Consider the following 25,189-nt stretch of genomic DNA (forward strand, 5'->3'; position numbering starts at 1 on the left):
CATGGCTAGTCATTTAGAAAGGGCGTAAAGCGTGGGAATAAAAAATTTAGCACTCGATGATTTGTTTGGCTCGAAGCAAACTGCCACTTCAGCAGTGCGAGTGGAAAAGCAAGAGCGTTTGCCTCCAAATAACCAGCAGGCCAAAGATATCGCCATCATCGGAATGGCGTTAAAAGTTGGGGATGCCGACAACCCAGGGACTTTTTGGCAGCAACTGGCTTGGGGGCACGCAAGCATCCGTGATCTACCTGCGTCACGTAGAAAAGATGTGGAGCAGTACCTTTGCCTGAAACATGCCAGTCAAGCCGTAAAAGATGAGGATTATCTGCGAGAAGCGTATCTAAACGATATCGACAAGTTTGATTACGCATTCTTTGGCTTATCCAAACAAGAAGCGAACTTGATGGACCCTGACCAACGGTTGTTTTTAGAGACAGCATGGCAGGCTTTGGAAGACGCAGGCCATTGTGGAGAAGGCATCAAAGGCAGTAAAACAGGTATGTTTTGCGGCTTTAGTAACGACTTTGGTGAGGACTACCGTCGCCTCATTGAAACCCTTGCTCCGGACGCTCCCGAGATCGCCATTGTAGGTAACATTAAGTCTGTTATCGCTAGCCGGCTTTCCTACATTTTGGATCTTAAGGGGCCAAGTTTGCTTGTAGATACTGCTTGTTCATCAAGTTTGGTAGCACTGCATTTGGCCTGCCGCTCTTTACGCAGTGGCGAGTGCAATATGGCACTGGTAGGCGCGGTAAAAACACACCTCATTCCTTTGCTTGAAGATCCCACTACGGGTGTGGGCATGAAAGACATTGCCGACACTTACTCTTCGGATGACAGAACCAAAACGTTCGACGATAGCAGTGATGGTATGTCTGTTGGCGAGGGTGTATTCGCGTTTGTGCTCAAACCACTCGCTGACGCAGAGCGAGATGGTGACCAAGTACATGCGGTTATTCGTGGCAGTGCAATCAATCAAGATGGAAAGTCAGCGGGCCTTACCGCACCGAATAATACAGCTCAGGCGACGCTTATCCGTTCCGCATTGTCGGACGCACACATCAATGCGAAAGACGTCTCTTACATTGAAGCACATGGAACGGGAACGCGGCTAGGCGATCCTATCGAGGTGAGCGGTATTAAAGAGGCGTTCACCAGCGACACCTCACGCAAGCAATTTTGTGCCATTGGTAGCGTGAAGACGAATGTTGGGCATTTGGACAATGCAGCAGGTCTCTCTGGGTTAAGTAAGGTCGTTCTTTCTCTCAAAAACAAACAGTTGCCTGCAAGTTTGTTTTTTGACAAGCCAAATACCAGCATAGGGTTTGAACAGACACCCACTTATGTCAATGACCGATTAACGAACTGGGAAGTCGCAGAAGGCAAGCCGCGCATTGCTGGTATTAACTCCTTTGGGTTAAGCGGAACCAATTGCCATGTTGTGGTTTCTTCTTACGAAGGCAGCGCCGACCTAAGTACGACAGCGTGTGAAAACAAAGCATGGATTTTGCCGTTATCAGCAAAAAGTCCGGAGCAACTTCGAGATTTAGCAAATGCGTATCTCACATGGTTAGAAGAACAAAGCGGGACGCGTATTGAGGATCTTTGCTTTACCGCAGCAGCAGGTCGTCAGCACCATGATGTGCGTGCTGCTTTTTTGTTTACGTCACTTACCACGTTGACCGATGCCCTGCTGGCGTTTGTTGAACAACGCTCGGGTGACTACTATTCAACGGCGTTCCACGGTGCGGAAGCGTCGCACCAAAACCAAGGTGGTACTCAAATGCAAACCTCGGCTCACCTGACATCCGAATCACAATTGGAGGAACTCTCTCATCAGTTGATGAGTATTTTCCCTCTGGAAGAGTCTGGTGAACAGCGCCAAGCCAAGCTATCAAGTCTCGCTGAGGGGTATTGTAAAGGCGCTGATGCAAGTTTGTTGGTTCGTTACCTTAGTGATGAAGCGTGTCGCAGGGTGTCATTGCCTACATACCCTTTTGCTCGCCACCGTTGTTGGGTGGAAGCCACCCCAGCGGGTGAAGCGCTATCTAACCAACGTTATTCCCCGTTTATGCCTGCCCATCCTTTGATTGACCAAAAACTAGTCGACAGTTTTGGGGTGTCCGTCTATCGAACCACATGCAGCGAGAAACGTCAATGGGCGTTGGCAGAGCACAAAGTGCGCGGTATGTATGTCCTCCCAGGGACATGTTACATCGAAATTATCTTGGCCCTGACTTCGCGATTAGGAAGCGGAAACTTTCAGGACTACAGCTTCAACAAAGTGCAGTTTTTAACGCCTTTTATGGTTGGAGAAGATGAATATCGCGCACTGGATATTCAAATAGAAGAACAGGGAAGTGGATTTGTTATGCAAATTGGAAGTGGTAGTGGAGACAACGGGCAATTGCACTGTGTCGCTGAAATTGAAGAACTTAGACAGCGTCATACAGCGCCAAAAGCACTGGATCTAAACAATCTTAAAAAAGCCTTAGGAGAAACCGTGTCGTTTACTCAAGACGAAGATTTGTCTCGAGGGTTGGAAATTGGCGACAGGTGGAATTATGCCTTCCAAGAAGGCTGGGGTTCGTCGAATGGCGACCAGTATCTGATTCGACTTGCTTTAAAAGATACCTACCACGATGAACTTGAGCAGTATTTCTATCACCCTGCACTTCTTGATACGGCAATCAATGCGGCGAACCACCTTCTTGGCAATGGAGAGCTCTATTTACCCTTGGCCTATGAAACGCTGCGTGTGTACAAAGCGCTTCCTGCAGATTGCTTTGTCAACTTACATCTGAACGGAGCAAGAGATACGGAAGTCGTATCACTGCGTGTCACCTTGACTGATCTTGAAGGGAACATCTGTGCCACTGTGGACAATTACCGAGTTAAGCGAGTGGCAGATGAGCAGCAATTTAGTGAGACAGAACAAGATCTTGATGTGTTTGCCGTGGCAGTGCAAACCAATGAGCAAACCTTAGAAGAGATTACAGCTGATACACGTTCGCTGCGTGTGTTACTTGTAACGTCGCCCCACGCTGATGTGACCCACATCGAACAAGTGTTGACTAATAACAGCATTGAATATGTTGCACTGGATGTTGAGGATCACGCGAGTTGGCATTCCCTCCTTCATGAGCGCGTCAGCCACATACTGTATGGCGAGTTCTTGGGGCAAACTTCAACAGACGCAAGCAATACTGCTTTTCATCGCTTCAAGTCCTTTGTGAATTACTGCGTAAATGAAAGGGTTCAACCTGAGCAAAAGTTTATTGTGTTGACGCGTGGTGCCTTTGCGCTGTCTTCGGACATCAACCCTTTACACACGGCGGCAACGAGTTTTGCAAGGGTAGCCAGCCTAGAAAACCCGCAACTGTCTATGACATGTCTTGATATAACGGGAGACATAGCGTTCGCCTTGCTGTCTGGGCTGACAGAAAGCGAGTTCAAGCCCCTTCAAATTCATCAAGACAACAAGGCCCTTGAATGCGTGCTGCACCAGTGGTCATTTCCCGATCTCGTTAGAGAAAAGTGGTTGAGTCAGGGGACGTATCTGATAAGTGGTGGTATTGGCGCGCTTGGGCTTGCTATTGCCAAGCGACTGGCTGAGGAAGCGCAAGCTCAAAGCCAAAAGATCACGCTTGTGCTGACATCGCGTTCAGACATGCCACCTGCGTCAGAATGGGAGGGAGTTGCTAATGGTGATTCGACGGAAAAAGGGCAAAAGGAAACCGTAAAACAGTTGCTCGCAATCCAAGATACAGGTGCCGTGATTATTACCGCGTCAGTGGATGTCTCAGATGATGCCGCCATGGCTTCTTTACTCCAGAGCATACGCATTGAGCATGGCCAGCTGAAGGGCGTTATCCATGCGGCAGGCGTTGCTGGGGATGGCTTCCTTGTCCACAAGCCTGATGAAGAGATGCAAAAAGTGTTGCTTCCTAAAGTGCAGGGTACCGTGGTGCTCGATGCACTGACAAGAGAAGACCCTCTCGATTTCTTCATCATGTATTCCTCGATTGCAAGCCTCATTATTGAGCCCGGACAAAGCGACTACAGTGCGGCGAATAGCTTTATGAACGCCAAAGCTGAGGAACGTCGACAACAAGGTTTGCCAGCCGTTTCTGTTTGTTGGCCTGCATGGCGTGAAGTAGGGATCGCGGTTAACTATGGGGCTGTCAATGAGGAAGATGTCTTTAGTCCTATCGATACAAAAGAAGCGTTGGATGGCCTAACACGAGTCATTGCCGCAGGGAACGAGCTTCCCCCAACGGTTGTGTTGTCTCGTCTGAAAACAGGTGCAACTGATCAAGATATTGCTTCGCTAGACCTGACTCCGGGGAGTTCTGTAAAGAGAAAACTTCGTCACTCACGTCAAGAAAACGAAGACGCCAGCCCAAGTATTTCGTCCTCGACAAGCCTGATAGGTATTGAAGATGCCGATGAGTTCGATGATGCCGCTGCAAACATTTGGGGCAGGGTACTTGGGTTGTCTGAGCTGGACGCAGACGAGCCGTTTAACAATCTAGGTGGCAACTCAATTTTAACTACACAGAAGTATAAGGCCTATGAGTCCCTTTTCCCTGGGGTAATTGATATGGCCGATTTGTTTACCTATACCACGATTCGTGAGCAAGCTGCGTTTTTACGCAAAGCATTAGGAAAATCGGAACCTGCGCCAGTGGCGTCAGAGAAAGCACCTATTGATTCTGACATGGATGACATTCTTGCAAAACTTGCCCGGGGAGAGTTGTCTGCAGAAGAGGCCGAGGCGCTGTTTTAGGCACGTTTTAAAGGTTTATCTGTCGAGTGGTATTGAAGGCTCGATGAAGAATAATACATTGAATTTACAAGGATATGTTTACAAATGAAAGCGATCAAAAATTATATCTTGCAACAGGTCGCCAATCAGGAAATATCTCAACAACAAGCCAAAGAGTACCTGCTCGAGCTAAGTCAGTTAACTAGTGGCAGAGCAGAAAATATTCCGGGTACGACAGGCAATGAGATCGCTGTAATTGGCATGGCTGGGCGGTTTCCTAAAGCTGAAAATGCGGAGAAGTTTTGGCAGTTGTTGAGCGATGGCATCAACTGCATTGACGAATTCCCCATAGAGCGCCAGAAAGACGGAGAGCACATCCTTCGTAACCCTTACTACATGGAATACTTGATAGGGGAGGCGATCAAGCCAGAAGACATGGCAGAGGTTTACGCAAAAGCGGGGTATTTGGATGAAACAGATAAGTTTGACACAGCTTTCTTTGGTATTCCTCCCTCAGAAGCAACCTATATGGATCCAAATCAACGTCTGACTCTAGAAGTCGCTTGGGAAGCGATGGAGGATGCAGGCTACGGGGGAGAAACGCTTTTCGGTTCAAACACCGGCGTTTACATAGGGAAAGAAGGTACCAACTTCTCCCTATATCGTTACAACACCAAAAAGGATCCAATGCAACTTACCGGTTCTTGGGAAAGTATTATTGGTAGCCGAATTTCTTATCTCTTTAACTTTAGGGGCCCGTGCATGCTAGTGGACACTGCGTGCTCGGCAAGCCTTGTCTCAGTACATATGGCCGCAAAAGCGATATTAAGTGGTGAATGTGATACTGCATTGGCTGGTGGGGTAAACATCATCCCGGGTGAATTTAAGCCACGTTACCAAGGTGGGATGAGCATGGACTCGGTAGAGTCCGAAGACAGCGTTATCCGAACCTTTGATGCCTCCGCAAACGGTACAGTCTGGGGTGAAGGCGTTGCCATGGTCATGCTCAAATCGCTCAAGCAAGCAGTGAAAGATGGTGACCATATCCATGCTGTCATCAAAGGCAGTGCCATTAACAATGATGGCGCCTCGAATGGCCTAACCGCGCCCAACGCAGAAGCTCAGGAAGATGTGATTGTGAAGGCGTGGGATAATGCGGGTGTCCACCCAGAGACATTATCTTACATCGAAGCACACGGCACCGGCACCGTGCTAGGTGACCCGATTGAGTTCAAAGGCCTAACGCGAGCGTTCCGGCGCTTCACCGAACGTTCACAGTTTTGTGCGATTGGTTCGTTGAAGACAAATATGGGGCACTTGGTGGCGAGCTCTGGCATTGCATCCCTATTTAAAGTCGTTAAGTCAATGAAATATAAAACATTGGCACCAACGATAAACTTCAATGCACCAAACCCTTACATCAATTTTCCCAATAGCCCGTTGTATGTTTCGGACAAAAATCAACCTTGGCCGGAAAGCGAAACACCAAGACGCGCTGCCATTAGCTCATTTGGGTTTAGCCATACCAATTGCCACATGGTGGTAGAAGAAGCGCCGGGAAAACCGCGCTCCGATAACCAAGCAGCACAATATTGTTTTACCTTATCAGCGAAAAAGAAAACGTTGCTTCTTGATTATGTTGCGCGGTATCAGGACTTTTGCCAAACACAATCATGGAACTTGGCTGACTTATGCTTCACCGCAGCAACGGGCCGTGGTCACTATGCTCACCGACTTGCAATTGTGGCGAGTGATGAACAGGATTTTGTGGGTAAGTTGAATGCTTCTATCAACCTCATTGAAGAAGGACCGGCAGCAAAAGAGGGTATTGCGTACGGCTCACATCACATTGTCAGTGAGAAGAAAAAGCAAAGGGAGCAAGGTGAAATAACCGATAAAGAGAAAAAAGCGGCGACTGACAGCGCGAAGTCATGCTTAACTGCTTACCTGTCTGAATCCCACGTTGACGCGTTAACCGCTCTTACCGAGCACTATTGCAAAGGGGCTGATGTTGACTGGAAAGCCTGCTATGCAGCTGAAACCCGATATCGGTTAGCGTTGCCAACGTATCCCTTTGAGCGGGTACGTGTTTGGGCAGAGCCAAAGGTTAGCCAAGTTAAAGGCTTTGATAGCCAATTACACCCACTGGTAGAACGTTGCACTGGCCGTCAGTCACAAGAATGGGTGTATGAGTCAGATTTCAATAATGAAACGCATTGGGTCTTGGATGACCACAAAATAAAGGGGACGTGTGTTGTTCCGGGTACTACCTACCTAGAAATGGCGCGCGCTGCGGTAAAAGATGCAAAAGGTTGGGCAAGCATTGACCTTAGAAATATTTGTTTCCTTCAGCCAATGGTCGTGGCAGAAGGTGAAACGCGCCGTATGCAGTTGTCACTTTCCCAGAAAGGGGAGACGGTCAATTTCACTATTTCAAGTTTAGATGTGGAGTCTGATGATTGGGTTCTACATGTAGAAGGTGGAGCAGAATGCATCACCGATCTTCCAAACCGCACATTGCCAATTGAAGAAATAAAGCAAGCAGCGACGGAAATTGTTGAAGATTATCGCATTGAGAGTGATACGGGCGTCTTCCAGTTTGGTCCTCACTGGGACGCAATTCGGTCAACGTGGACAACACCAGACGTCGCACTGGCGAAGCTCAGCCTGAAACCTGAGTTACAACACGAGTTAGAGAGCTTAGCAATTCACCCATCAGTGCTCGACAACGCGATGAATCTGACCAGCCAAAGCACAGGTAAGACTTACCTGCCGTTTATGTATAAATCGTTCAAGTTGTACGCGCCATTTACCGCTGAGATGTATACCCATGTAGTGCCAAAAACGACCGTAACTGGTGAAGAAGAGACCCATACCTATGACGTGACCCTGACCGATGGCGAAGGTAATGTGATTGCGGAGTCTGTTGGTTACATCACCAAAAAGGTCCACAGCTTCGGTTTCAGCCAACAAGGTAAAGAGGCATTCACTGCACTGACGTGGTCGCGCATCCCTGGTTTTGATGCAACAGACACGAGACCGGAAGGTGAGCTTCTATTAGTAGCAGATGACGCAAGCCAAATTACTGAACTGGAAAGCGCGTTCAAAGCACAGCAAATAAACGTCCGTGTTTTGGACATCAGTCGTGGAATGAGCATTGAGGCCTTGCGTGAAGCACTGAGTGGAAGCGTGACAGCAACGACAGCTGGCATCGTACTCGCAAATGATCTTCAGGTGCAGGTTGATGACATTCTAAACGGCGGTATAGAGAAGGCACGTAAACGCAGTTCAGACCTGTGGTTTAAGCTCTGCAAAGCCATCACCGAAGAAAAAGTGAAGCTGCCTTGGGGGATCGCCTTGCTCAGTGCGGAAGGGTGGCAGGTTTCTGGCCTAGAGTCTCATTTGAACCCTATCGCCGCAGCAAGCGCGATGTTCGTTCAATCGTTTGCGATGGAAGTACCTGGCCTCGAGTGCAGAGTGCTCGATGGGGGTGTTACTACGTCAAAAGAAGAGTTAGTTACCTGCCTTGTGCAAATCCCTACTGGTAAAAATATTGCGTTACGGGAAGGAGAGCTATACCAACAAGTGCTAGCACCTCATACGGTGACCGAGCCATCTGGTCCAATGTTTAAGGAAAATGGCGTTTACGTCGTGACTGGGGGACTAGGCGGGCTTGGCTTGCTTGCAGCGCAGCACATTGTCAGTCAGGCTAAGGCCCACATCGTCCTTATGGGACGCTCACAACTGCCAGAGCGCAATGAATGGTCTGCGATTGCCGCACAGCAGGATCATAAATACGCAGAGGTATGTCAGGCAATGCTGTCAATGCAGGAGAGCGCTGCTTCAGTTTCCTATGTGAGTGCAGATGTCGCGAACAAAGGGCAACTGGCTGATGCGATTGGCAGCATCAAATCCAACATAGGCCAAATAAATGGTGTGTTGCATACGGCAGGTATCGCGGGTGACGGGTTTGTTATGCGTAAGTCGTTTGAAACCTACGATTCAGTGTTAAAGCCCAAGTTCGAAGGAAGTTGCAACTTACTGTCGTTGCTTGAAGGTGATGCCCTCGACTTTGTTGTTCTCTACTCGTCGATTACCGCATGTATTGGTGGCGAAGGCCAAACGGACTATGCTGCTGCGAATGCCTTTTTGGATGCACTTACCCCCTGTGCGCGAGCCCTTGGGATTCCTGTCTACTCAATAAACTGGCCGTTGTGGCAAGAAGCGGGAATGGCTATCGCTTTCCAAATTGAAGAAGGCTCTACACCGTTCAATTCGCTTAAGAACGAGGAAGCCTTTACCAAGCTGACTCAGGTAGTACTGGCGGGAGCGTCTTCTGTCATTGCGAGCGATATCAACCCCACTATTTTCAAGCAAATTGAGCAACAAGTGCCATTTACGTTGTCGCCTGAAATGGAAGACAAGCTGGCAAAGACCGCCTCCTCGGCTAGCGATAATGCAGAGGCGTCTGGCGGTGCGGTTGAAATAACGGGTAAAAGTGAAATTGAACTTACTAAAACAGAGACGACGTTGGCGCAGATTTATGCGTGCGTGCTCGGGGTAAGCGAAATAGATGTGTTCACTAACTTCCAAGATATGGGCGGTAACTCCATTATTGCCACCCACTTACTCAAGGTAGTTGAAGCTGAGTTCCCAGGAATGGTGGATATTTCAGACGTCTTCTCTTACCCATCTGTAGATGTCATGGCGGAGTATATCGACGAGAAACGCGGTGTGATCCCGGAGGACGAGGGTGAGCAAGATGCGAAAACCGATTGGGAAAGCTTGATGGACAGTGTCACTGACGGCAACGAATCAATTGACAACATTTTGGATAAAATCTAGGAGATGAACGCGCGTGAATCGTTAGGTTTACGCGCTTCTACGGACTATGGAAAAGAAGATCACACTAATAGCAATTCCTTTCGCTGGCGGCTCTGGGCATGCAACCTATAGCAAGTGGGGGGCGCATTTTGAGCAGCACATTGCGTTGCATTCAGTAGAGTATGCCGGGCATGGCCACCGTATGTCTCAACCTAGATGTGAAGACATGCAGGAAACTGTTGATGACACTTTAAGCCAAATTCTACCTATCGCTAGAAAAGGCCCATATGCTTTGTATGCGCACAGTATGGGATGTGCCGTGGCGTATGAAGTTATTAAGGCGCTGAAAAGTATGGGGGTGAATGATCCTGAACACCTGTTTTTATCAGGAAGAAAGCCGCCTCACATGCCTGTGCTCACTCGCTATCACACGCTTTCTGATGACGACTTCCTTAATGAAATCAGAAAAATTGATGGTACACCCGATGATTTTTTCAAGATGAAGGAGTTGGTAGACATATTTTTACCTGTGCTTCGAAGTGACTATCGAATTCTTGAAAACTATGTCATGGAAGAGCCTCGGTTTATTTCGCAGTCAGACATTACTTTCTTCTTTAGTGAAGAAGATAGCATGTTAACTATTGACATGGCGAAGGCATGGGAAGGGTATACAGAAGGGAACTTCTCTTTATATCGATTTGGCCGCGGCCACTTTTTTATAAATGAACATTACCAAGATATTTGCACAGTAATTAATGACAAGTTGAAACAAAACAAGCTTAGCGCTGCTGCATAATCAAATTTATTAAGGATGACGTATGACTTCTAATTTTCCAGCGGTTCTTAAACCTCTGCTTATTCCGATTCGGATGGATACACTTGGCTTCTTTTTTATTAACTTTATCATTCCGGTAGTGGCACACCAGCGTTTTGATGCGAACGGCTGGGAAATGGGCATACTATTCTCACTCCAAGCGGTCGGTACTGGTTTGTCGGCGCTCATTTTTTCAAAGAGGGTGAACCGTTGGGCTAACCGAGCGACCTTTGCTTTGGTTGCCTGTGTACTTAAAGCAGCGGCGTATGTGTGTCTCTATTTAGCTATTTTGGAATCGAGCTACACAGTAATGATTTTTGCCACACTTGCGTTAGGGTTTGGCTCTGGCCTGTTTTGGCTGGTATGGCAAACGTGCTTTGGGCAAGTCAGCGATTTTAAACATCGTGCTGAAGTGCTTGGCGAAGCGTCTAAGCAACTGGGTATTGGCGTAATGTGGGGCGCTATCTTTGCGTTTACGTTGCTATCGGTAGCGGAAGGTGAAGGGTACTCCGCAGCGATTATTTATGCTTCTATTCCTGTGTTTGCCGTGGCTTCTTTGTATGCGGGTATAAAAAGCTACTATGCGATACGTGGCATTGTGGTAGAAGAATATTCAGAAGAGGTGGTTTCTAAGGAAAAAATTCGGATGTCTAAGCTGACATTGTGCCTTTTTGGACTGGTGTTTGTAGGACAGCTAACGGGCTCTCTTGTTGCGCCATTCCTCGAAGTATACTTGCTTGAACACCTCAATATCGTCAGCGTTGCGGAGCTATCTATCGCGTATATTCCGGGTGGGATTATTTCTATGATGGCGGCCCCCATGCTTGGGCGGTTTGCTGATAGGGTTAACCCTGCAATATTCCTCAGTTTTGCAAGCGTCGTGGGTGCAACATCCACGTGGTTAATGCTGCAAGTGTCTGCGCTTTGGCAAATTAGTGTACTGTTCGTCATTGATGCAAGTGTGATCACCACTTCAGCACTTGTTCTGTCGAAGCTAATCAGTGAAGTCGCGGGTGAAAATAAAGGAAGTGCATTTGGTGTACAAGGGTTTGTTAGTAACTTCGGCGCCATTTCAGGGCCGTTAGTGGGGGGTATTTTCTGGCAGGTTAAAGGCAGCACAGGACCATTAATGTTCTCTATTTCTACGGAAGTTGTTTTGGCTATTTGCTGCCTGACAATATTGCTCCCATTGCTTAGAAGTAGCCGGAGTTTTTCTAAATTGATTACTTCAAATTAAATAATGCCGAACCTTGGTATCCGGAGAATAAAATTGCTGTGTACCAAGAATAACGCACCGCTCTTATAGGGCGGTACGTATGCCGGAAATATAACCGAATAAGCCACCTTGAAAAAAGTGGTTAGGTGACGCTTGACTTGAAATCTTTTCGGATTTTTACAGATTGCCAGTTGTAATGCAGGGATATGCCAATGAAAACGGGAAAAAATAACATGGATGTAGGAACTAAAAATAAAGACTTAGTTCGTTATTTACTGCAGCAGGTTAAGGATAGGAAGCTTGATAAAGGGACGGCGATTGGCTTCTTAAATAGCCTTGAATCTTCGCCGTCAAAAGAAAGACAAGATGTCGCTATCGTTGGCATTGCATGCCGTTTTCCTGAAGCTGATAACAAAGAGCAGTTTTGGCAAAACATATTGAATGCCAGAAACAGCATCAGGCCTTTCCCTGCTAAGCGCCGCGCGGATTTAGAAGCGATAGAAGAAGGGGAAGTGACGCTGTTTAATGCGGGGTTCCTTGAGAGTGTAGACACGTTTGACAACGAGTTTTTTAATATACCGCCAGCCATTGCCCGTCATATGGACCCGTATCATCGCCAGTTGCTTGAGGTAATGACAGAAACCATAGAAGACGCGGGTTATCACAAAGGCGAATTTTATAATCAAACCGTTGGTGTATTCATTGGGAATGACCATACCCATCGTTTTGCAAATAACTATTTAAACTTTATCGAAGCTGAAAAACGAGATTTTAATACCATCACTGGCTCGTGGTCGAGCGTGTTAGCAAGTCGTCTTTCTTATTTGCTAAATCTAAAAGGGCCAGCAATGGTCCTAGATACATCATGTTCTTCTGGTTTGATCGCGCTTGATTCAGCGATTAAAGCAGTACAAGCCGGGGATTGCAGTAGTGCATTAGTGGGCGCCGCGAACCTCTTTTTCCGTCCTTGGAAAGATGTGATGGAAGACATGGAAAATGACGATTATTTAATCCGCGCATTTGATCAGAAGGCCAATGGCTCAGCGTGGGGAGAAGGCGTTGCCGCTGTCATGATCAAGCCTTTGGCTGAAGCCCAAAAGGCAGGAGATACGATTTATGGGGTCGTTAAAGGTATTGCAATCAACAATGATGGTGCTTCAAGCAGCATTTCTGCGCCAAATGCGAAAGCCCAAAGAGATGTGATGGTTGAAGCGTGGGAGCGGGCGGGTATTACGCCAGATCAACTCTCTTATATCGAGGCGCAAGGCACGGGCTCCCATTTGGGAGATCCCATTGAAATAAAAGGGCTAAGGGACGCATTTTCTCGTTTTACTGATAAAAAGCAGTTTTGTGCTATCGGATCGGTAAAAACGAACATTGGCAACACGCTAGGAGTAGCGGGTTTGGCTGGAGTGATAAAGGTACTGATGGGCTTTAGAGAAAAGTTGCTTCCGCCGACAATAAACTTTCATGAACCCAATTCTTTTATAGATTTCTGCTCGGGGCCGGTATTTATCAATGACAAGTGCCGGGACTGGGAATCTGATGGCTCGCGCTTGGCTGGTATCAGCTCGTTTGGCCTAAGCGGCACAAACTGCCATATTGTGCTCGAGCAGGCGATGAATGATCAGCCTGAAAGTGAAGACACTCAAAACCACTTTGTTTTCCCGGTTTCTGGTAGAACACCTGCGCTTTTACAAAAAATGGTAGAAAGGTACAACGCGTATTTTGGAACACAACCGAATGTAAGGATTGATAATGTTTGCTATACAGCTGCGGTAGGACGAGAGCATCACCTTTGCCGCGCCGCACTTTTCGTTACTTCTATCGAGGATCTTGTTGAACAGCTTCAGCGCCTCAGTTGCGTTCTGGACGATGAAAACCAAGAACGTACATTACCAGAAACGATATTGCTGTCATTGGATGATAAACGCGTAACAAAGGGGTTGGACAAAAAAGCGAATCAACTGCTTGTAGACTGTGACATGGTAACAGCGGATATACAAGCGCAGCTGGCTTCCCTGTATGTCGCAGGTGCAAAAATTCAATGGAAGAACGTGTTTTCTTCCAACCATGCTCGCGTCAGTTTACCTGCCCAGCCTTTTGAAAAAAATCGCTTCTGGTTCAACGAACAAGAGTTGCCACTCATCAATAAAAGCACGCAAAGTGACGTCGATGAGCGAAAAGAGCGGGTGCCTGAAGACCTTCTTGCTATTGCGTTGAGTAGTAATCATGCACGACTTCCTGATGGGGGCGAGGCATGTGATGCGCAAAGGCTGGTGGCGTTTTCAATCGGTCACGCTTTGGGCTATGAGCAGATTAGTCTGGAAGACAACTTCTTCAACATTGGTGGCGATTCCATCACTGCAACACGCATTGTATATATGCTCAACGAAATATTAGGCATTCAAGCTGACGTTGGCGCATTGCTTTCTTCCGATTCCATTCAAGCATTTATCAATGCCTTGAACGACAAGCATGGATTAGGGGCTGCCATTGAGCAAAGTAAAGCTGGCGGTCAGGTGACACTCTCAGAAAAAGAACAAAGTCAGCTAATCAAGAAAGCGGAATTAGCGGAAGCGTACCCACTGTCCAAAGCCCAACAACAAATGTATTGGCAGGCAGAGCTAAATCCGGATTCGACAGCGTACAATATCCCCGTATTACTAGAACTGGATACACAGCCTATTGAAGACGAAGAGCGTCGTGTGTTTCGTGCTTTAGTGGAAAGGCACGAATCCTTACGAACGGCATTTACCTTAGATGGCGATGAAGTGAAACAACAGGTGCAGGATAGCAGTGCTGTTGATGTGGTGTTTGTAGATGCAGAGCGACAAGAGGGTGAGTCGGATGCAGTTATCCAGCGGGTAGCGCAACGCTCCATCGTGCCATTTGTGCTATCAAACGCGCCGTTGTTTAGAGCTGTCTTTATCCAGCGTAAAGGTAAGCACTTCTTACTTTTGGACTTACACCACATCATCACCGACGGCGCATCTATGGGTATTATCCTACACGATTATATGGCGCTGAAACGCGGAGAAACGCTTCATCCACTGGCGCTTACTTACAAAGATTTTGCCGTTTGGGACAAAGAAAGACACTTGTCGGATAAATACCAATCCATGCAAAAATATTGGCTGCAAAGGTTTGAAGATGGTGTACCCGTCACCGACTTACAGACTGATTATGCAAGAACAAGTGTAAGAAGCTTGAAAGGAAACGCGTTAACTCGTTTAGTTCCTGCCCATCTTGCTGACGCGTTGCGCAAATTGGCCGCCTCTCAAGGTTGTTCGGTTTATATGCTTTTGATGGCAGTTTTTCGCGTGCTGCTGGCGAAATACCAAGCGGGGAACGACCTCGTCATAGGTACACCGGTTAACGGGCGCTCGAATAGTCAAATCCAAAATATTGTCGGCATGTTTGTTAATACGATTGCGCTAAGAGAGAACGTCAAGGAAGAAGAAGCATTTGATGTTCTGCTTGCAAGAGTGAAAAAGAACACACTCTCAGATTTTGCCAACAGCGACATTGCGTTTGAAGATTTACTCACCACATTGGGTGTGACATCCGAAGAGAATCGCCATCCTTTATTTGATATTTGCTTTGTCTTGCAGAATCAAGATATGGGCTTTAATGCGGAAGGTGCCTTGAGAGATATTCCATTGGTCACGAATGAAGCAAAATTTGACCTGACGGTAACCTGCTGGGATAAAGGAGATGAGCAACTTTCAATTCAATGGGAATATGCGTCCGACCTTTACGCCCCCGAGCGCATTGGGCAAATGGCAGAGCACTTTATTACGCTGATGGAAAGAGTAGTAGACACACCAGAAGCGAACATATCATCGTTGCAAATGAGCACCCGCACCGAGCAAGTGCAGTTGGCTTCTTGGAGCGAGCGCGAATCTGCGTTCCCACAAACGCATTCAATAACTCGCTGGTTTGAAAGCCAAGTGGCGTTGTATCCCGAAAATATTGCCGTTACCTTTGAAGGAGAGTCCTTGACCTACAACGCGCTGAACGCGCGTGCCAACCGATTGGCGAGGTACATCAGAGGTAGCTATGCCACCAAGTATCAAGAAACGATGCCCATTGGTACCTTTGTTACGCTATATCTTGAACGAAGCATTGACATGGTGGTCGGCATTTTAGCCACCCTCAAAGCGGGCGGCGCTTATGTTCCTATTTCACCAGCAAACCCAGAAGATCGCACGGCATTTATCTTAGCGGATACGGCTTCACCCGTTGTGGTTACCCAACCCTTGCTTGAAGAGCAACTCACTGGCATTCAGCAACAGGCTTCTTCGCAACCTCTGGTATTGAAAATCGAAGCGAGCAGAGAGCAGCAATGGGATAAAAGCAACCTTACGCTGGACATCAAGCCACAAGATTTGGCCTATGTTATCTACACATCAGGCACAACCGGCAAGCCCAAAGGTGTTCTGCAAACACACGAGAACGTTGGCCGGCTGTTTGCCTCAACAGAGCGAGACTACCAGTTCAATGAACACGACACTTGGGTCTTGTACCATGCCTATACGTTTGACTTTAGCGTCTGGGAGCTGTGGGGAGCCCTCCTTTATGGCGGGAAGCTCATCGTCCCAACGGAAGATTGCCTTCGCGACTTTCCCCAATTTGTGTCGCTCTGTCAGGAGCACAAGGTGACGGTGTTAAATCAGACCCCTGAGGCCTTCTACGCGTTCAGTGACGCGGCACGTCGTTGTGATGCAACGTTTGATAGCCTCCGTTATGTCATATTTGGTGGGGATAAACTGAATCTCGCGCAGTTAAAACCGTGGTGGCAACACTACGGGTATACGTCGCCGCTCCTTGTAAACATGTATGGGATAACGGAAACAACGGTGCATGTGACCTATAAGCCACTCACCGAATATGATCATGCGTCGAATTCTCACATTGGTCGCGTACTTAAAGACATGCAAGCGTATGTGCTGGATGAGCGTGGGCAAGCGGTCCCAACGGGTGTGACAGGGGAATTGTTTGTTGGCGGTGCTGGTTTAGCGAGAGGCTATTTAAATCGTCCAGAACTGACGGCGGAACGCTTTATTGACAATCCTTTCGCTTCAGAAGCCGATCGGGCTCTTGGCTATGGGCGCTTGTATCGCACGGGAGATTTAGTACGCTGGATGAGCGATGGCAACCTTGAATATATCGGGCGAAACGATTTTCAAGTGAAAATCAGAGGGTACCGTATTGAGTTGGGTGAAATAGAAAGTGCGCTAAGCGATATACCGAAAGTCAAACAAGCACTGGTATTAGACAAGAATAAAGATGGAACCAAATACTTAGCAGCATATTTGGTTATGCAAGAAAACAATACGCTTGATGAAACATACCTAAGAAATGCGCTTGGGGAAGCATTGCCGCCTTATATGGTGCCAACAACGTTCACTGAGCTTGATGTTGTCCCTTTGAATATAAATGGTAAGCTCGACAAAGCAGCATTGCCTGAGCCTGTGTTTGTTCAAGGTGATGACTACACCGCGCCTCGCAACGCCTGCGAAGCACAGCTTTGCGACATTTGGCAGGATGTACTGGGTGTAGAGCGTGTTGGTATTCATGATAACTTTTTCAGGATTGGGGGAGATTCTATCGTCAGCATTCAGTTGGTGACGCGACTTCGCCAAGAGGGGTATGTCTTACAGGTAAAAGCCATTTTTGATGCGCCTACTGTCGCCGAGCTAGCAATATCGCTGACCCAAAACAGTGGCTTAGCAGTGGAAATTGAAGCCGAACAGGGTATTTTGACGGGGGCATTTGGATTGTTGCCAATCCAGCAGTGGTTTTTCGACAAGCAGCTTCCTTGCCCTTCCCATTGGAATCAGGCGTTCATGGTTACTATACCAGAGCGATATACCGCAGAAGAAATTGCGTGTGCGCTAGAATCACTAGCCCTTCAACACGACATATTGCGTTGTGGCTTTGAGCCGACTGAATGTGGCTATCAACAGCGTTACCATGCAGATGTTCAGCCGTGGGTGCCTGTTCTGAAAACCGCAGATGTATCCCAGTTAAATGATCTTGAGATTCAAGAGACCCTAACAGAATGGCAGCAGCACTTTGATTTAGAAAATGGCCCTCTTTGGCAGGCGGGCCACCTCACTGGGTATGGTGATGGCAGTGCACGACTTTTCTTTGCAAGCCACCACCTTATCATTGATGCGGTGTCTTGGCGGATCGTTGCAGAGGACTTAAAACGTCTGTTGCAGGGCGAAGCCTTAGGAGAAAAGACAAGCAGTTATCGCCAGTGGGTGCAGGCTGTTGAAGAATATGCGTCGGCTCACCCAGAAGAAGCAAAATATTGGCAAGATGTCTGCGACGGCAACCACTTGAAAGCGGAGTCTGGGCAAAGTCACACCAGAACAATATCGTTAGATCAATCTCAAACCACACAATTACTTCGAGATGCAAACCAAGGGTACAACACCGAGATAAACGATTTGCTGCTTAGTGCATTGTCTATTGCGTTAGCCAATACATTCGGTGATGCATACAGCGCGATTACGCTGGAAGGACATGGCCGTGAAACGATTGACGAGCGTATCGATGTATCTAAGACAGTGGGTTGGTTCACCACAACCTACCCGGTGATATTACATGCGGGTAGGGATGAAGAAGAAACCATCATCCATACTAAAGAGATGCTTCGCAAGGTGCCAAACAAAGGCCTTGGGTATGGTGCTATTAAAGCGGCAGGGCACCTCTCTTACTCCTCCTTGCCTTCAGTGACGTTTAATTATCTGGGGCAGATGGGCGCACAAGGAACGAACGGAGAGTGGGGTCTCTCAGCAGATGCCTGCGGACGTGTCGTAGCAAAGGAAAACGGTGATCTTGATGCTTTGGCGATCAATAGTGTCGTACGGCAAGGCGAGCTCGTTTTCTACATTCAAAGCGCATTGTCCGAAGAGGAGACGGATACTTTCCAAGAGGCATTAAACACCGCACTGGGAGGCGTGTTAACCACTGCATTGCAAGCAATGGCATCGGGGGGTGTAAAAACGCCAGCAGATTTCGATGTGGAAGACTTATCTCCCGCAGAGCTTGAAGAATTGCAGGGGCAATATGATATTGAAGCAATATTTCCTGCAACCGGGCTTCAGCAAGGTTTCATTTACCACAACATTACGCAGCCAGAAGACGATGCCTACCGTGTGCAAGTATTGTTTGATTATGAACGCCCTATCGACATCAAAACTTACCAGCACGCGTGGCAGCTCGCGTCTAAACGCTACCCAGCACTGCGAACTGCCTTTGTTTGGCAGCGAGAAGGCGATGTTCTTCAGGTTGTCAGTGCGCAACCAACGATAGGAGAAGGTAATTTCCACGTCATTGATATTTCGCACCTTGATGAGGCCGCGCAAGAAAAGGCAATGGTTGATTTTCAACAGCAAGACAGGGCCGTGCCATTTGACCTTTCCTCCCCAGGATTGATTCGTTTAACGGTGTTCGTTCGTGGATCCTCATCAACGGTGATGAAAACGGAACATCACGCGATTGCGGACGGCTGGAGTGGCCCATTGTTGCTCCAATCTGTACACCAGTATTACATTGCGCTGCTAGACGGAACGTGTCCTGAAGTCGGTCACGATTCGGCGTATCTAGAAGCGCAGCGATACAGACAGCTACAAAAACAGCACGATGAGGTTTTTTGGGCATCAGAGCGTGCTCAATTTGCATCAGCGAATGATATCAACAGAATGCTGACGTCACGTTGTGACTTAAATGCTTTCAAAACATTGGAAAAAGCCGCAGAAAGCATCATTGAAATTGATGGGGAAATTCACCGACGTTTAGATGCGACGTGCAGGGAGCATGGCGTGACGCTCAATGTCGCCATGCAATTTGCGTGGCACAAATTGCTGGCTGCTTACTCTCAGGACGAGCAAACCACAGTGGGGACGACCGTGTCAGGCAGGGATATGCCTGTCATGGGTGTGGAAGCCAGTGTTGGCCTGTTTATCAATACCTTACCCTTAACCATTCGCTGGGATGAGAGCGCAACTTGCCTTGCAATGTTGCAGGGTATTCAACAAAAAATAGCCGCCATAAATAGCCATTCAGGTGTTTCACTCGCGTCGTTGCAGCAGGGTGCAGAGCGACTGTTCCATAGCTTGTTTGTATATGAAAACTATCCAATGGACGATGAGCAAGCCGCTGAAGCAGGGGTTCGCTTCCGTGCGTCAATTGAGAAAATGGATTACCCCCTTTCTTTGGTGGTGTACGAAAAGACAGCTGGTCTTGAGCTGCATTTGAAATACGATCAAAGCCTGCTGGCAGAATCGGAAGCAGCGACCCTGCTTGCACAAATTCAGCGCATCGTACAACGCTTACCGGACAGTGTGTACGACCTGCACGCAAGTTTAAGTTTCACGTCGGAAGAAGAGCACACGGCCTTCAGCGAATGGAATCAGTCGGAAAATCAACCATACTGTGCCGATACTTTTGCTTATCGGTTTGAACAACAAGCCGCTAACACCCCAGATGCCATCGCGTTGACGTATGGTGGGGAAGCCCTGACCTATGATGCGTTAAACCAAAAGGCGAATGTGTTGGCGAGGGAGCTTCGCGCGCAATTCACAGCAGCGTATGGGAAGGAAATGGAACCAGAGAGCTTGGTTGCCTTGTATCTTGATCGTAGCTTGTTTACGGTCGTCAGTATCCTTGCTGTATTAAAAGCGGGGGCTGCGTATGTGCCGATATCTCCAGATTATCCAAGTTCGAGAACGCAGTTCATTCTTGAGGATACACAAGCGCCACTGCTGGTTACTCAACGCAAATACGTGGACTCTCTGTCCTCCCTGTCATTGGATTTAAAGAAGCCACCCGTTATACAGAATGTTGAAGCTGCGTGTGAAAAAGCAGCCGCTTCGACACTTTCTGCAAGTGCTGGTTTAAATCTCAGTTTGCCCGTACAACCTCAGCACCTTGCTTACGTGTTGTATACGTCGGGTACGACCGGTCAACCCAAAGGGGTAATGATAGAGCAGGGGAGCTTCTGTGCTTACCTTGATACGGCAACCACTGCGTTGGTGGGTTCCGCGTTTTCGACACTCAGTTTGACACAATACACCTTCGATATCTTCGGCCTTGAGTATGGCGCGCCCCTTATTTCGGGTGGGACGGTGTTCTTATCTGACCTTGATCAACTCAAAGAGGATGTTGCCCGATACCACGACCAGATTGACGTAATCCAGCAAACGCCTTCGCTGTGGAAAATGTTGCTTCAAGATGACTTTGCTGAGCTTTACCTGCCCTGTTGCCGCGTTATCGTTGGCGGTGAGAGTGGAACAGAGGCGTTGTTTAACCAGCTTAACAGTCATTTTGGCACAGTGTGGCAAGTGTATGGGCCAACGGAAACCTGTATCTGGAGTACGTATTCGAAAGTGGCTCCTGGCCATGCGGCGATAATAGGCAAGGCATTCACGGGTGAAACGTTGCACGTACTCTCTCAGGCATTAAAGCCGGTTCCTGTCGGTGTTCCGGGTGAGCTGTATATTGGCGGTATTGGATTAGCAAGAGGATATCTCAATCGTGAAGGGTTGACGCAAGAGCGCTTTATTGAAAGTCCATTTGAGCGTGACTCGCGTTTATATCGAACGGGGGATATGGTTCGCTGGAAACAAGATGGAACGCTGGAATACCTTGGCAGGAATGATTTCCAAGTCAAAATTCGCGGCCATCGGATTGAGTTGGGTGAGGTTGAAAACGCACTGTCATCCGTTGAAGGGGTAGAGCAATCCGTTGTTGTCGACTTTGAACATCAGTCGGAAACGCACTTAGCGGGGTACATTGTTTTAGGTAGTGAGACGCCTAAGAAGGCAGAGAGTGTCCGTAACGAACTCATCGCTTTGCTGCCCGGTTATATGGTGCCTTCGGTGGTGATGGCGATAGATGCGATTCCTGTTAACACCAGTGGCAAACTGGAAAGACGAAAACTGCCAGCCCCGACCATGGTTGTGTCTGCAGATAAATATATTACCCCGCGAAATGCCGAAGAGCTGCTAATGGTAAACATTTGGTGTGAAACCTTAGGTGTTGAGCAAGTCGGTATTGAGGACAGCTTCTTCAAGCTAGGTGGAAATTCATTGTCTGCAATGAAGTTAATTTCTGCAATGAATAAAAGGGTAGGCGTAGACGTATCTATCGATACGCTGTTCGAACACAAAACGATTGTGGGCGTACTCACCCACCACACACAAAACGCGGCGGCAGTTATTGAAAAGCAAACATCGGAATATCCGCCGCTCTCCTTTGCGCAAGAACGTCAGCTGTTCTTGGAAAAATATAATGCAGGCAATAGCGCTTACCACATCCCTTACTTTGTCTCTCTGAGTGATGATCACGATATCGGCGCGTTGAAACAAGCACTAGCTGAGGTCGTGGAGCGGCATGCGGTGCTAAAAACCGTGTACTTAGAAAATGAACATGGGGAAGAGTACCAAAAAGTACTGGCAGAACGGGTGGCTGTGACGTCGTCTGCACCAGAATCAGAGGACGAGTTGTTACACGCGGTAAGCAGTGATATTGCTCAACCCTTTGACCTGACATCTGAGCCCAGTATTCGCCTCTGTCACTATCAGGTGGATAGCAACGCGTATTTGTTGATCGTTTGGCACCATATTGCGTTCGATGGATGGTCGATATCGGTCTTCTTGAAAGACTTGGCCGCGTTGTACAACGCGGCAAAAGAGGGCAAAGCGCATGTACTTCCGCGCTTGCACATTGATTATGCGGATTATGCACATTGGCAGCGTAAGCAAATGGTCGGAGAGCGAAAAGAGGCGTTAGAAGCATTTTGGGGTAATCAGTTGAGGGGCGTAGAAAACCTTGCTCTGCCGACTGACTTTGCGCGACCACCACAAATAGAGTATCAGGGTGAAGATGTTGTTTATTTGCTTGATTCTGCCTTATCAGATCAATTGAGAGCGTTGGCAAGGGCGCAGGATACGACTTTGTATAATGTTATGTTAAGTGCCTTCACTGTGTTGCTCTCCTCACTGTCTGGTCAAAAAGATGTTGTTGTTGGCACACCGTCAGATAATCGCAACCATTCTCAAGTGCAGTCTCTTGTCGGGTATTTCATGAACACCTTGGCGATTCGTAGCCAAGTTACTTCGGATCTCACGATAAGTCATTTGTTGAAGGCGAACCATGCAACACTAGCCCAAGCCAAAAAGCATCAAGATATGCCTTTTGAACAACTGGTGAATCATCTTGATATTGAGCGTGATCCATCAAGACATCCAGTGTTTCAGACATTGTTTACGTTAGAGAGGAATGAGGTTCAAGAAGACGGCGTCGCACTTCCATTTACACCTGTATTATTGGATGAAGAGCAAAGCTTGCAGAATACTGCCAAGTTTGATTTGAGCCTTACCGTCTCCGAATCTGAAAAGCGTATAGAAACACGCTTTAACTTCGCGTGCAGTTTGTTCAATCGTGAATCTATCGCACGCTATAGCGATATGTACATCAAGATACTCAGCGGCTTTGTTTCTCACCCGCAAAAAGCGCTTCACGACATTGAGATGCTGAGTGTTCAGGAACTCGCCTGCCAAAACAAGTGGGGAAGGGGCCAGTCCCGCACGATGAACCAGCAGGGAATGGCGCAGATTTTTGAATGGCATGTTAATCAAACACCGCATGCCACTGCATTGATTGTTGGTGAACAAACCTTCAGTTACCAACAGCTTAACCAAAGAGCGAATCAATTGGCGCGCGATATCCATGCCACCTATCGTGAAAAGTATGGGAAAGTGATGCCGCAAGAAACACTGGTGTCTCTGTATCTCGAAAGAAGTGCAGAAACTGTTATCAGCATCTTGGCGGTGTTGAAAGCAGGCGGAGCCTATGTTCCGGTATCGCCCAAATACCCAGAAGAACGCTCGGAATTCATACTAGAAGACACCCAGTCTGCGATTATCTTGACTCAGCCGCAACATGTTACGGCGGTTGAATCCTTAGTGAATAAGTTGGAAGGAAACGTCTCAATCATTGATGTCACAAGTCGAGGGGTGGTTGACAGCAATGATGAAGTAAACCTTGATGTCACCGTTAGATCCAACCAACTGGCCTACGTTATTTACACATCAGGAACAACAGGTAAACCCAAAGGGGTGATGATTGAGCAAGGTACCTTCAGCACCTACATCGATGCTGCGATAGAGCAGATATGTGAATCTCCTGTTTCTGTATTGAGCCTCACCCAGTATACCTTCGATATTTTTGGCCTTGAATACGCGGCACCTCTTATGTCCGGGGGCTGTATTGTGCTTTCGGATGTGGAGAGCGCGCGATTTGATATGGCAAAGCATGGGCATCGAGTGAACCTGACACAGCAGACTCCTTCGGTTTGGAAAGCCTTGCTGGAGAGTGGGTTGTCAGACTTGCCGCGTCAAGATATTCGAGTGATTGTAGGCGGTGAAAGCGGTTCTGACGAGCTGTATCGGTCGTTGCAAGGGTGTTTTAAAGACGTCATTCAAGTCTATGGGCCAACGGAAACCTGCATCTGGAGTTCTTATAGCCCTTATGGTGGTAAGAAGGCCTGTAATATTGGTCGCCCCTTTGCTGGAGAGGAGTTGTATGTGCTATCAGAGCACCTCAAGCCTGTACCGGTTGGTGCGCCCGGAGAGCTGTATATTGGTGGGGTAGGTGTTGGACGCGGGTATTTAAATCGCGAGACGTTGACGAACGAACGCTTTGTTTCGAACCCCTTTAATGAAACGGACGAGAAGATATACCGTACCGGAGATCTAGTACGTTGGTTGCCAGATGGCAGTCTTGCATACCTAGGTCGTGATGATTTTCAAGTGAAAATTCGCGGTTACCGTATTGAACTTGGTGAGGTGGAGAATGCACTGATTGCTCACCCTCTTGTTAGACAGGCTGCAGTGATAGCGTGCGACCACCAAAGCACTATGCTTCTCGCGGCGTACGTGACAGTTGAAGAAGATATTGACCCCTCGCAACTTCGTGATTGGCTTCGTCAATCACTGCCAGAGTATATGATTCCTGCCGCCTATACCGTACTTGAAGCGATGCCGCTTAACTTTAATGGCAAATTGGATCGTAAAGCCTTACCTATGCCAATTTGGCAGGAAGAGCAAGGCTATGTTGCACCAAGCAACGCCTTGGAAGAGACACTGTGTGATGTGTGGCAATCTTTGCTTGGTATCCCAAGGGTTGGCGTCGATGACAATTTTTTCCGTATAGGCGGAGATTCAATAATCAGTCTGCAATTGGTTAATGGTTTAAGAAAACAAGGTTTCACTGTCCAAGTAAAAGATGTTTTTTCTGCCCCAACTGTCGCCCAACTTGCTGTTTTTTTAGCGCAGGCAAAAAGGGAAGAACTGGAAAGCGTTGAAACTGAAAGCGCGCCTTCTATTACCGATATTTCTCACAAGAGGTTAGAAAAAATCCAACAAAACATGGGGAGTGGCAAATCCGCCGACACCGCTAAGAAGCGGAAAAAACGGAAATCACTGACACTTTAATTTGTTATTGGTGAGCGGCTTTTTTGCCGCTCGTCAATGCGATGTCTTTTTGT

Annotated in this window: 5 protein-coding genes; all 5 read left to right on the plus strand. The window is 47.7% G+C overall.

Annotated features, from left to right (window positions below):
* Positions 1 to 31 precede the first annotated feature (31 nt).
* The 5 genes from MHO82_RS02045 to MHO82_RS02065 all read left to right on the plus strand — a co-directional run bounded on the left by MHO82_RS02045 (position 32) and on the right by MHO82_RS02065 (position 25,136).
* The gene (locus MHO82_RS02045) at positions 32 to 4,789 is read left to right on the plus strand and encodes a beta-ketoacyl synthase N-terminal-like domain-containing protein (protein WP_239182177.1); all 4,758 of its coding nucleotides are present in this window, start codon (positions 32 to 34) and stop codon (positions 4,787 to 4,789) included.
* A gap of 84 nt (positions 4,790 to 4,873) precedes the next feature.
* Positions 4,874 to 9,613, plus strand: a complete 4,740-nt coding sequence (locus MHO82_RS02050; protein WP_239182178.1) for a type I polyketide synthase — start codon at positions 4,874 to 4,876, stop codon at positions 9,611 to 9,613.
* A gap of 46 nt (positions 9,614 to 9,659) precedes the next feature.
* A complete protein-coding gene (locus MHO82_RS02055) occupies positions 9,660 to 10,388 on the plus strand; it encodes an alpha/beta fold hydrolase (RefSeq protein ID WP_239182179.1) in 729 nt (242 codons plus the stop codon).
* Positions 10,389 to 10,410: 22 nt separating this feature from the next.
* The gene (locus MHO82_RS02060) at positions 10,411 to 11,643 is read left to right on the plus strand and encodes an MFS transporter (RefSeq protein WP_239182180.1); all 1,233 of its coding nucleotides are present in this window, start codon (positions 10,411 to 10,413) and stop codon (positions 11,641 to 11,643) included.
* A 191-nt stretch (positions 11,644 to 11,834) separates the two neighbouring features.
* Positions 11,835 to 25,136 (plus strand): non-ribosomal peptide synthetase, encoded by a 13,302-nt coding sequence (locus tag MHO82_RS02065; protein ID WP_239182181.1) that lies wholly within the window; start codon positions 11,835 to 11,837, stop codon positions 25,134 to 25,136.
* Positions 25,137 to 25,189: the final 53 nt, after the last annotated feature.

Origin of the sequence: Vibrio sp. Of7-15, assembly GCF_022347565.1 — a bacterium.
In the GTDB taxonomy this organism is placed as follows: Bacteria; Pseudomonadota; Gammaproteobacteria; order Enterobacterales; family Vibrionaceae; genus NORP241.

Bases quoted from the DNA above. Each gene is read 5' to 3' on its own strand.
- MHO82_RS02050 (WP_239182178.1), top strand. From the start codon at position 4,874: ATGAAAGCGATCAAAAATTATATCTTGCAACAGGTCGCCAATCAGGAA.
- MHO82_RS02055 (WP_239182179.1), top strand. From the start codon at position 9,660: ATGGAAAAGAAGATCACACTAATAGCAATTCCTTTCGCTGGCGGCTCT.
- MHO82_RS02060 (WP_239182180.1), top strand. From the start codon at position 10,411: ATGACTTCTAATTTTCCAGCGGTTCTTAAACCTCTGCTTATTCCGATT.
- MHO82_RS02065 (WP_239182181.1), top strand. From the start codon at position 11,835: ATGAAAACGGGAAAAAATAACATGGATGTAGGAACTAAAAATAAAGAC.